Annotated in this window: 12 protein-coding genes; 2 read left to right on the top strand and 10 right to left on the bottom strand. The window is 67.6% G+C overall.

Annotated elements, in window-relative coordinates; translation table 11 throughout:
- Nucleotides 1-185, bottom strand: a 185-nt coding sequence (locus VNN10_13210) for an SDR family NAD(P)-dependent oxidoreductase (GenBank protein HXH22979.1), incomplete at its 3' end; no start/stop codon positions are given.
- A 183-nt stretch (nucleotides 186-368) separates the two neighbouring features.
- Here VNN10_13210 and VNN10_13205 point away from each other — a divergent pair.
- Nucleotides 369-584, top strand: coding sequence for a bL28 family ribosomal protein (locus VNN10_13205; GenBank protein ID HXH22978.1), 216 nt, complete (start codon nucleotides 369-371; stop codon nucleotides 582-584).
- Nucleotides 585-666: 82 nt separating this feature from the next.
- Here VNN10_13205 and rpe read toward each other — a convergent pair whose 3' ends face one another.
- The 5 genes from rpe to nadA all read right to left on the bottom strand — a co-directional run bounded on the left by rpe (nucleotide 667) and on the right by nadA (nucleotide 6,264).
- On the bottom strand, nucleotides 667-1,335 hold the full coding sequence (rpe, locus tag VNN10_13200; protein HXH22977.1) for a ribulose-phosphate 3-epimerase: 669 nt from the start codon (nucleotides 1,333-1,335) through the stop codon (nucleotides 667-669).
- Between the two features lies 1 nt (nucleotide 1,336).
- Entirely contained in the window at nucleotides 1,337-2,758 is a 1,422-nt protein-coding gene (argH, locus tag VNN10_13195; GenBank protein ID HXH22976.1) for an argininosuccinate lyase, read from the bottom strand.
- 115 nt (nucleotides 2,759-2,873) lie between these two features.
- Nucleotides 2,874-4,178 (bottom strand): argininosuccinate synthase, encoded by a 1,305-nt coding sequence (locus tag VNN10_13190; GenBank protein ID HXH22975.1) that lies wholly within the window; start codon nucleotides 4,176-4,178, stop codon nucleotides 2,874-2,876.
- A 132-nt stretch (nucleotides 4,179-4,310) separates the two neighbouring features.
- The gene (locus tag VNN10_13185; protein HXH22974.1) at nucleotides 4,311-4,712 is read right to left on the bottom strand and encodes a RidA family protein; all 402 of its coding nucleotides are present in this window, start codon (nucleotides 4,710-4,712) and stop codon (nucleotides 4,311-4,313) included.
- A gap of 331 nt (nucleotides 4,713-5,043) precedes the next feature.
- Nucleotides 5,044-6,264: a quinolinate synthase NadA gene (gene nadA, locus VNN10_13180; GenBank protein HXH22973.1), complete on the bottom strand. Its 1,221-nt coding sequence runs from the start codon at nucleotides 6,262-6,264 to the stop codon at nucleotides 5,044-5,046.
- Between the two features lie 144 nt (nucleotides 6,265-6,408).
- Here nadA and VNN10_13175 point away from each other — a divergent pair, with 144 nt between their 5' ends.
- Nucleotides 6,409-7,401, top strand: a complete 993-nt coding sequence (locus VNN10_13175; protein HXH22972.1) for a PHB depolymerase family esterase — start codon at nucleotides 6,409-6,411, stop codon at nucleotides 7,399-7,401.
- Nucleotides 7,402-7,412: 11 nt separating this feature from the next.
- Here the strand turns inward: VNN10_13175 and VNN10_13170 are convergent, their stop codons facing one another.
- The 4 genes from VNN10_13170 to VNN10_13155 form a co-directional block, all read right to left on the bottom strand.
- The gene (locus tag VNN10_13170) at nucleotides 7,413-7,868 is read right to left on the bottom strand and encodes an SRPBCC family protein (GenBank protein HXH22971.1); all 456 of its coding nucleotides are present in this window, start codon (nucleotides 7,866-7,868) and stop codon (nucleotides 7,413-7,415) included.
- Between the two features lie 49 nt (nucleotides 7,869-7,917).
- Complete coding sequence (locus VNN10_13165) at nucleotides 7,918-8,544, bottom strand: NUDIX domain-containing protein (GenBank protein ID HXH22970.1); 627 nt, start codon at nucleotides 8,542-8,544, stop codon at nucleotides 7,918-7,920.
- Nucleotides 8,545-8,603: 59 nt separating this feature from the next.
- Nucleotides 8,604-9,044 carry a GNAT family N-acetyltransferase gene (locus VNN10_13160; GenBank protein HXH22969.1) on the bottom strand — a complete coding sequence of 147 codons (441 nt, stop codon included), beginning with the start codon at nucleotides 9,042-9,044 and terminating at the stop codon, nucleotides 8,604-8,606.
- 48 nt (nucleotides 9,045-9,092) lie between these two features.
- On the bottom strand, nucleotides 9,093-9,779 hold a 687-nt coding region (locus VNN10_13155), incomplete at its 5' end, for an MBL fold metallo-hydrolase (GenBank protein ID HXH22968.1).

Below are 9,779 nucleotides of genomic sequence, written 5' to 3'. Positions count from 1 at the left end.
CCCGCCTGCTTGATGCTGTTCACAGTGGTCTCGAGCGACCCTTCGAGCGGGTGCTCACCCTCGTGCAGGGTGCGGGCCGCGGCAATCACCTTGCCGCCCTCGGCCGCGAACACCCGCGCTATCTCGGCGCCGATCCCCCTGCTGGCGCCCGTTATCACGCACACCTTGCCGTCGAGCTTGCCCATCGTGGCTCCTCCTAGTTTGCTGGCCTAAGCGTACCGGAGGAGCGGGAGCAGAGAACAGAGAGGCGAGGGGGCAGAGCCGCGGACACCATCGCGCGTCCGGCCTCGAGTTCCACGGGCGCCGGGGCCTCAGCTCCGCCAACGCGGGTTGCCGTAAGGAGGGACGCCTGTTAGGTTGTATGAGTTATGGCGACGAAGTGCGAAGTCTGCGGCAAGGGCACGACCTTCGGCCGCAACATACGCTACCAGCACTCAGGCAAGTGGGAGCGCCGTGCCCCGCGCACGAACCGGATCTTCAAGGCGAACGTGCACGTGCAGCAGCTGACCCTCAACGGCGAGACGCGCCGCTTCAAGATCTGCACGCGCTGCCTCCGCAGCACAACCAAGGTCGCAACCCGCTAGCCCGCTGCCCGCTTCCCCCGAGACCCTCGCCAGGGCGCCGGGAGTCCATACCCGCGTGCGCCCGGGACATCGAGCGCCCCGGCTAGCTCTTCGAGCCGCGGAGCGTGGCCAGGAGCGCCCCTATGTTCTCCGCGACGGAGCCCTTGTCGTTGTAGACGGCGGCGCCCGCGACCAGGACGTCGGCCCCGGCCGCAACGCAACGAGGCGCGGTCGTCAGATTCACGCCCCCATCGACCTCGATCGCGAGGTTCCATGACCGCCGCGCGCGCTCGGCGGCAAGCCACTTCACCTTCTCGAGGCACGCCTCGATGAAAGGCTGCCCACCCCAACCCGGGTTGACGGTCATGACGACGACCTGGTCTGCCTCCGGTAGGACGTCGGCCAGCGCCGAGACGGGCGTCCCGGGATTGAGGCAGATGCCGGCCAGGGCGCCGAGGCGTCGCACTTCGCCGAGAAGCCGGTGCGGATGAGGCGTGGCCTCGTAGTGAAAGCTCAGAATGTCACCGCCGGCGTCTCTGAAGGGCGCGATCTGCTCCTCCGGCCTCGAGACCATCAGGTGGATGTCCAGCGGCACGCTCACGGCCTTGCGCACGGCCGCGACGAAAAGCGGACCGAGCGTGATCGGCGGCACGAAGTGGCCGTCCATGACGTCGAGGTGTATCACCTCCGCCCCGGCGGCTACGGCCTCCTTCACCTGGTCCGCCAGGCGCCCGACGTCCGCTGTAAGGATGGACGGCGCGACCTTGACCACCCTAGGCCTCCTCGCGCCGCCGGAGGATCGCCCGCGCCCGGCGCAGGGCGGCCGACACGCGGCGCGGCGCCGTGCCGCCGATGACGTCCCGCGAGCGAACCGATGTCCAGACGTCGATCTCCAGCACGTCCGCTTCGAAGAGCGGCGAGAAGCGCCGGTACTCCTCGAGGCTGATCCGGCTGAGGTCCCGCCCTTCATCCTCCGCGTACGCCACCAGCCGGCCAACGATGTTGTGGGCCTCGCGGAAGGGCATGCCCTTCCGGGTCAGATAATCCGCGATGTCGGTCGCCAGCAGGTAGCCTTCGGACCCGCGGCGCATCCTCAGCGGCCGGAAGCGCAGATTCACCATCAGCTCCGACATCACTTCGAGGCTCGATGTCAGCGTGTCGTAAGCCTCGAACAGCGGCGCCTTGTCTTCTTGCATGTCGCGGTTATAAGCCAGCGGCAGCCCCTTCATGGTCGTGAGCAAGGAGACCAGCGCGCCGTAGACACGCCCGGTCTTGCCCCGGGCGAGCTCGGCGACGTCCGGGTTCTTCTTCTGCGGCATGATGCTCGAGCCCGTCGAGAACGCGTCGGGCAGCTCCACGTAGCCGAACTCGGTGGTCGACCAGAGCACTACTTCTTCCGCCAGGCGGGACAGGTGCATCATCGCGATGGCCGCCGCCGCGAGGTACTCCGCGACGAAGTCGCGGTCCGAGACGGCGTCGATGCTGTTAGCTGACAGGGCCGAGAACTCGAGCTCCTGGGCAACCATCTCCCGGTCGATGGGGTAAGGCACGCCCGCCAGCGCGCCCGAGCCCAGTCCCATCACGTCCGTCCGCGCGTAGCAGTCCGCGAAGCGGCCGATGTCGCGCTCGAACATCTCGAAGTAGGCCAGCAGGTGGTGCGCGAGCAGGACCGGTTGCGCGCGCTGCAAATGCGTGTAGCCGGGCATCACCACCCGCCTGTTCTCGGTCGCGACCTCAACGAGCGCGCGCTCGAGGTCGTGCAGGGCCGCGATCGTCTCGGCGATCGCCGTCTTGAGCCAGAGGCGAAGGTCAGTCACCACCTGGTCGTTGCGTGACCTGGCCGTGTGGAGGCGGCCGGCCGCTTCGGGGCCGATGAGCTGCGCGAGCCGCGCCTCGACGTTCATGTGGACGTCTTCGAGCCTCTCGTCCATCTCGAACGTCCCCGTCTCGATTTCGCGCGCGACCTGCGTGAGGCCCTCGATGATCTTTTCGGCGTCCTCGTTCGGGATGATGCCCTGCTTCGCCAGCATGCGCGCGTGCGCTATCGAGCCGCGCACGTCCTCCGCGGCCATGCGCCGGTCGACGTCCAGCGACGAGGTGTAGGCGTCGACGAGAGGGTTCGTAGGCTCCAGGAAGCGGCCAGCCCAGAGCTTCGCGCCAGCACCGGTCCGCCGCGGGGCGCCGCGTTCAGGCACGGCCCTGCTCCCGGGCCGGGCGCGCGCTGCCATCTTTTCGCCGTGGGTTCACGCCGTCATGTTAGGAGAGGCCGTGCCCTGAGCATAGACGTGCAAGCCCGGCCGCCGGACGCTCTTATTGCAGCGTGCGCTTCTGGCGCATCTGCGCCTGCTGCTCAGTCGCCTGGATGTCGATGAAGCCGCGGGCCTTGCGAGGGTCGTACTCGCGAGACTCCGTGTCGAAGGAGACCAGCGCCTCGCTGTAGAGGCTGTGGGGGCTGTAGCGCGCGACCGGCAGGATCCCGCCTTTGAAGAGGCGCACCTCGCTCCATCCGGAGACCCGCTGCTGCTCGACCGCGTTGGCCGCGAGCCAGCTCTCCATCTCCTGCGTGAACCACTTCCCCTGGTACACCGCCTCGGCGACGTCGAAGCTGCGCTTCGCCTTGTCGTGCAGGAGGCGGTGGTCGTGCACGAGCGACTCCAGGTCTTCGTGCGCGGCCAGGAGCACCGCGTGCGCCGGCGCCTCGTACACCCCGCGCGACTTGAGCCCGACGTAGCGGGACTCGACCATGTCCAGCAGACCAACGCCGTGCCGTCCGCCGACCTGGTTCAGAAACTCGACTATCGGGAGGATCGAGTCGGATGCGCTGACCTCGACGCCCTTTCCGGCCGCCTCACGCTCCTCCGTGAGGAGCTCGACCTTTACCGGCTTGCCCTTGACGAAGTGGATGCGCACGCGCTCCGGCCGGTCTGGCGTGCGGTCCCAGCGGGCGAGGTAGGTGAAGAGCACCTCGCGGTGGTCGTCCGCCGGGTCCTCGAGCGCCTTGCCCTCGCTGCTTATGTGAAGTGCGTTCGCGTCCTGGGAGTACGGCGGCCCCTCGTCCGTGCCGCCGCTTGGCAGGGGAATGCCGTGCTCCTGAGAGTAGGCCGTCATGACCTTGCGGCCGCCGTCTCCGAAGCGCGCGAGGAAGTCCTCCTCCTTCCACGGGGCGTAGATGGCGAAGTCCTCGAGGCTATACGCCGGGTCCTCCTGCAGCACGCGGTAGATGGTCTCGAAGCGCACCTGGTCGTTGCCCTTGCCCGTCGAGCCGTGTACGAGCACATTCCCCCCGATCCGCTTCGCGTAGCGCATCTGGGCGCGCGCCGTCGGTATCCGGGCGATGGACGTGCCGAGCAGGTAACGGCCCTCGTACCGGGCGTGCATCTGCAGCACCGGCAAGAAGAACTCGTCCAGGAGCTCCGAACGCAGGTCCTCGACGAACGTGTCCACCGCGCCGAGCGAGCGCGCCTTTTCGGCCGCGGCCTCGAGGTCGGCGTCGGGCTGCCCGAGGTTCGCCGTGTAGGTCGCGACGTCCCACCCCTTCTGGCGCATCCAGTGGAGGATCACCGTGGTGTCGAGGCCTCCGGAGAAGGCGAGCACGGCAAGAGGCCGCTTCGGCATGGCGGGAATATCGTAACGGCTGCCGGCCTTACGGGCTTGCTCCGGTCACTGCTCTGCCAACCTATCTCGCCAAGCCCGGCAGGGGGAGTCCGTATGACCGGCGCCGCCTGCCCCATGTTGGCGGCCTGAGGCTCACTCAAGGACCGCGACCGCCTCGACCTCGACGAGCAGGGCCGGATTGGCCAGCGCCTGCACGCCGACCAGCGTGCTCGCAGGTGGGTTTGCCGCCGACAGGTACTGTGAACGCACGCGGCCGATTACCGGCCGGTCGCGCGCGGCGTCGAAGTTCACGACATACGTCGTCTGCTTGACGACGTCGGCGAACGTCGCGCCGGCCGCGGCCAGCGCGGTCTTCAGGTTCTCGTAGACCTGCCGCAGCTGCGCCTCGAGGTCGCCTTCGCCCACCACCTCGCCGCGCTCGTTGAGCGCGACCTGGCCCGAGATGTAAATGTTGCGCCCGCCGGTGGCGGCCACAACATGCGTGTAGCCGGTGGGGCTGCTGAGGCCGGGAGGGTTCAGGTGTTCGAGTGGCATCTCTGAGGCTCCTTGAGTTCGAGAGTCGGGTGGCCAGGGCTAACTGTAACGACGCCGGCCCCGCCAGACCAGATTCCGAAGCTTACTGGACGACGCTCGCGAAGCGCTTTACCCGAGAGGCACGCAGCAGGCGCTTCCCGGCGCTGCGCGAAGTCGGGCAAGCTACCCCTTCACTACCGGAAGAGTGGACCGATTGGCGGAACGATGGCAGTAGGGGCACCGCCCTCGCGGCAACGACTGCGTTCCTCGCGGCCTCTCCCGCCGATCGGCTGGAGGGCCGGCGCGCCTCGAGCCGGTCGCTCGGGGCCAAGGCCCTTGTGGCCTCGCGAGGTTAGGTGACCGCGAGCATGCGGTCCAGCGCGATCTTCGCGTAGTGCGCCGTCTCTTCGTCCACCTTCACCTGGTTCACCACACGGCCCGTCGCCAGCTCCTCGACTGTCCAGGCCAGGTATGCCGGGTGGATTCGATACATCGTCGAGCAGGGGCAGACGACCGGGTCCAGACAGAACACCGTCTTGTCCGGGTTCTCGTGCGCGAGACGGCTGACCAGGTTGATCTCGGTCCCAACCGCGAACACCGAGCCCGGCGCGCCCTCGCGCACTGTCCTCGCGATGAACTCGGTCGAGCCATTCGAGTCGGCCGCCTGGACGACCTCCAGCCGGCACTCCGGGTGCACGACGACGTGCACGTTGGGGAACCTGGCCCGCGCCGCCTCGATCTGGGAGACCGTGAAGCGCTGGTGCACCGAGCAGTGGCCTTGCCAGAGGATGATGCGCGAGCGCTCGAGCACCTCCCTCGGCATGCCCCCGAGGCTGCCGTAGGGCTTGTTGTAGTTCCAGAGCGGCATCTGGTCGAGCGGCACGCCCATCTTGACGCCGGTGTTGCGGCCCAGGTGCTGGTCCGGGAAGAAGAGCACCTTTTCGCCCCGCTCGAACGCCCACTGCAGGACTGCGGTCGCGTTGCTGGAGGTACAGACGATGCCCCCGTGTCTGCCACAGAAGGCCTTCAGCGAAGCCGCCGAGTTCATGTACGTCACGGGCACGACTTTGTCCGCGATGCCCGCCTCCTCCAGCTCTTCCCAGCAGGCGTACACGTCCTCCGGGTCGGCCATGTCGGCCATCGAGCAGCCGGCTGCCATGTTCGGCAGGACGACCGTCTGGTGTGGCGCGCTCAGGATGTCGGCGGCCTCCGCCATGAAGTGGACGCCGCAGAACACGATGTAATCGGCCTCCGGATGCCCTGCCGCCCACTGCGCCAGCTTGAAGGAGTCGCCCCGGAAGTCGGCGAACTGGATGATGTCCTCGCGCTGGTAGTGGTGACCGAGGACGATGAGCTTCTCGCCGAGCTTCTTGCGCGCCGCCGCGACGCGCTCTACCAGCACTTCCGACGTGAGGTCCCAGTACTCGCGGGGGATGTCCTGCTGCCAGTAGGCGAAGGAGGGCTCCTGCGAGAGCGGGAGCGTCCTCGTGCCGGTGTTCGTCTCGCAGGCGATACCGGCGAGCGGCAGCACCTCGAGCGCTTCTTCGCTTGTCCCAAGAAGCCTTGTTGTCATCTACCTTCGCCTTCTCACACCCGGCGACCCGCCCGGCCGCTACTTAGTGTCATTATGACACTAAGTCTGGCCCATGCTACGTGAGGCTCGCGCCTTTGTCAACCCGGAGGTGCGGAAACGCGCCTTCCGAGTATTCTGTACGCCGTGAACCGGCATGCCCGCGGCCGCATGTTGGCCTTCTCTCAGGGCCTTGCCATCTTCGCCCTTGGCGCGCTCCTTTTCGGCTGCCGCGACGGCGGACCGAATCGTGAGGCGGCGGTGGAACCTACGGCCGCGGCCACTCCAGCCGTCCAGACCGGCTGCGGTTCGCCATTCCGCGCGGGGCTGACTCTTGGGAGCATGCAGTCGGGCGGCGTGACCCGGACGTATCGCCTGTATGTGCCGGCAAGCTACAGCCCCTCGAAGCCGGCGCCCGTTGTCCTGAACTTCCACGGCTTCGGCTCGAGCGCCGCGGAGCAGGAGGCCTACTCGCGCATGACGGCGATGGCTGACCGCGCGGGCTTCATCACGGTGGCGCCCGATGGCACGGGCAGCCCGCGGCGCTGGTACATCTACGGAATGTTCGAGCCAGGCTTCGTCGACGACTTCGCGTTCGTGGACGACCTCCTCGACCACCTCAGCGCAACGCTGTGCATCGACGAGCGCCGCGTCTACGCCACGGGCATTTCGAACGGCGGCGGTATGAGCTCCCTCCTCGGCTGTCGCCTCAACGACCGCATCGCCGCGATCGCCCCGGTTGCCGGGTCCCCCTTCCCGGGGGCAATCTGCCGTGGCAAGCAGCCGGTCCCGGCCATAATCTTCCATGGCACAGAGGACTCCCTGGTCCCCTTCGAGGGCGGCGTCGGAGGGCGCCTGGGCCTGGCCTTGCAGAGCGTCCGGCAGAACGCCGCCGACTGGGCGGCCCACAACGGCTGCGCCCCGGCGCCGTCCGTCGAGAGGGTCGCCCCGGACGTACTCCGCGAGTCATTCAGCGGCTGCAATGGCGGCGCGGACGTCCTGCTCTATGTGGTCGAAGGCGGCGGCCACACGTGGCCGGGCGCGGCGAGCGTGCCCCTGCTCGGGCGCACCACGCAGTCCATCGATGCCACGTCGCTCATCTGGGAGTTCTTCGCCTCCCATCCCAGGGCCGGGCGCTAGGCCGCGACCGGCTACTGGCTCGGGGACGCGGCGCGCCGCTCGCACTCGCGCTTGAGGCTTTCGAGGCCCTTATCGATTGCGGACTTGAGCAGCCGCGCGGAGAAGCCCCGGGCGAGCCTCGGGACCAGCCCCGACCAGCTCTCCTCCGAGCGGACGAGCGTCGAGCCGTCTTGTGGGCTGAGGCTCCAGACGTGGACCGCGCGGATGCCGAGCGGAGACAGGTGTCCTGTCCACGCCACCAGCCGCGGCGGGACCACCTCGATGAAAGTCGAGGTTATCCTTCCCCCGGAGACTTTCCAGCGGAAGGTCGTGCCCTTCATGACAGGGCCCTCCAGTGAGGCCGACTTCACGTCACGGTTCCAGGAGGCCCAGGAGTTGACGTCGGTAAGGACGCTCCAACAAAGTTCGGCATCAGCCTTGATTTCGGCCTCGCCGGCGGCCCTCACAACCGCCGGCTGGTCAATCATCGTGCCCACAGGCTCGCCTCCATAGTCTCGGCCCGGGCCATACGGGCCTCTACAACACCATTGGTTTGCGGGACGTGAACTCGAAGAGTTCGGCGGGCCGGTGGGCGCCCCGCGCGACGGTCTGGCCGGTAGGCCGGATGATGCCGAGCGAGAGCATCCGCCGGCGGAAGTTCCGCTTGTCGAAGGTGCGGCCAAGGATGCTCTCGTACACGGACTGCAAGTCGCTCAGGGTGAAGGACTGCGGCATCAGGCTGTAGGCGACGTTCGTGTACTCGAGCTTGTTTCGCAGCCTCTGGATGGCGTAGTCGACGACCTTCTTGTTGTCGAAGGCCAGGTCCGGCAGGTCCTTGACGCGATGCCACTCGGGACGCCAGGCAAGCTCGTCTCGAAGACGTACCTTGCTGGAGTCGACGAGGGCGAAGTAGGCCACCACGACCGAGCCGGGGCTCTCCTCCAGGCTGTCGAAGGTGTAAAGCTGCTCGAGATATACGTCCGCGACGCCAGTCTCGTCGACGAGCTTGCGCGCGGCGGCGTCGGCCAGGGACTCGCCAGGACGCAGGACGCCTCCAGGCAATGCCCACCAGCCGACAAAGGGCTCGCCGCTGCGGTTGATCAGCAGTACGCGCAGCTCTTCGGCGATGATCGTCAGAATGGCGACGACGACTGCTACCTTCACGAGGCAGAGATTACAGGAAGCGGCAACAAGCTATCAGGGCGCCGGACAAACCGCGCCACCTAATCCAGGTTCTTGAAGTAGCGGAGCATGATTGGGTCGCGCTCGTAGCCCGCGCCGTCCCAGAAGGCGGTGGCCCAGGGGTGGTCCGACTCCACGAGGCAGGAGATGCGCTTCGCGCCCTTCGCCCGCAGGCGCGACTCTGCTTCGTGCACCAGCGCCCGGGCGAGGCCGCGGCGGCGATAGTCGGGGTCGACGGCGAGCCTGTAGATGTTGCCGCGCCAGCCGTCGTAGGTGGCGATTACGGCGCCGACTATCTTGCCCTTGACGTCGGCGACGAAGAGGGCGCCGGGGTTGGCCTTGATCAGGGCCTCGATGACCTCTTCGTTGTCGGTCAGGCTCGGTCGCGCCTCGGTGTTCCGCCAGACATGCAGCACCGCAGCCACGTCTGCCTCCGTGGCATCGCGGATGGTCCAGTCAGGCGCTTCCTGCCGGGTCAGCACAAACGGATTGTCGCGCCCCCGGGCGTAGGCTGTCCATTGCCGGCCGGCCTACACCTCGATGGTCATGCCGTCTTCGGCCAACTCGAGTTCGAGTTCGTGCCGGCGCTCCAGCACCTCGGGCCCGGCATGAGTGAGGACGATCCGCCTGCACTCGAAGTCGCCGATGCGCCGCATGAGCGTCCGGTAGCTCAGGTGGTTCCTCACGTCGCGGTCGAAGAAATTTGCCTCGCAGATGAAGAGGTCCGCCCCGCGCGCCAGGTCGATGAGGGTCTCGGACCATTCGCTGTCGCCGGAATAGGCGACGACCTTTCCGTCCACCGCCACCCGGAGGCCGTAGGGAGTCGATCCGCCCGAATGGGGGACCGGCAACGCCGTGACCTCCAGTCCCGCAATGCTGGTAGGCACGCCGGCTTGAAGGTCCACGAAGCTGTAATCGAAGCGCTGGGCGGTGCCGGAGAGGCCGAGAAAGAGTTCTTCCATCACGCCTCTCGCCCTCGCTTCGATCCCGGGCGGGCCGGCGAAGGCCAGCGGCTTTGTCCGGCCGAAGAACTGGCCCTCGAGGATCAGGAAGGGTATGCCGGCGAAGTGGTCCCCGTGGAAGTGGCTGATCAGGACCGCGTCGATCTCGTTCGGCGCGACGCCGAAGCGTTTCATCGCCACCAGCGCCGAGGGGCCGCAGTCGAGCAGGAAACGCGCGCCTGCTGCTTCGATATGAATGCAGGCCTGGAAGCGGCC

The organism is Dehalococcoidia bacterium (assembly GCA_035574915.1).
In the GTDB taxonomy this organism is placed as follows: Bacteria; Chloroflexota; Dehalococcoidia; order DSTF01; family WHTK01; genus DATLYJ01.
The sequence above is the reverse complement of the archived record's forward strand: the minus strand, read 5'-3'. Positions and strand labels throughout refer to the sequence as shown.

Bases quoted from the DNA above. Each gene is read 5' to 3' on its own strand.
- VNN10_13205 (HXH22978.1), top strand. From the start codon at position 369: ATGGCGACGAAGTGCGAAGTCTGCGGCAAGGGCACGACCTTCGGCCGC.
- nadA (HXH22973.1), bottom strand. From the start codon at position 6,264: ATGACAACAAGGCTTCTTGGGACAAGCGAAGAAGCGCTCGAGGTGCTG.
- VNN10_13170 (HXH22971.1), bottom strand. From the start codon at position 7,868: ATGATTGACCAGCCGGCGGTTGTGAGGGCCGCCGGCGAGGCCGAAATC.
- VNN10_13190 (HXH22975.1), bottom strand. From the start codon at position 4,178: ATGCCGAAGCGGCCTCTTGCCGTGCTCGCCTTCTCCGGAGGCCTCGAC.
- VNN10_13185 (HXH22974.1), bottom strand. From the start codon at position 4,712: ATGCCACTCGAACACCTGAACCCTCCCGGCCTCAGCAGCCCCACCGGC.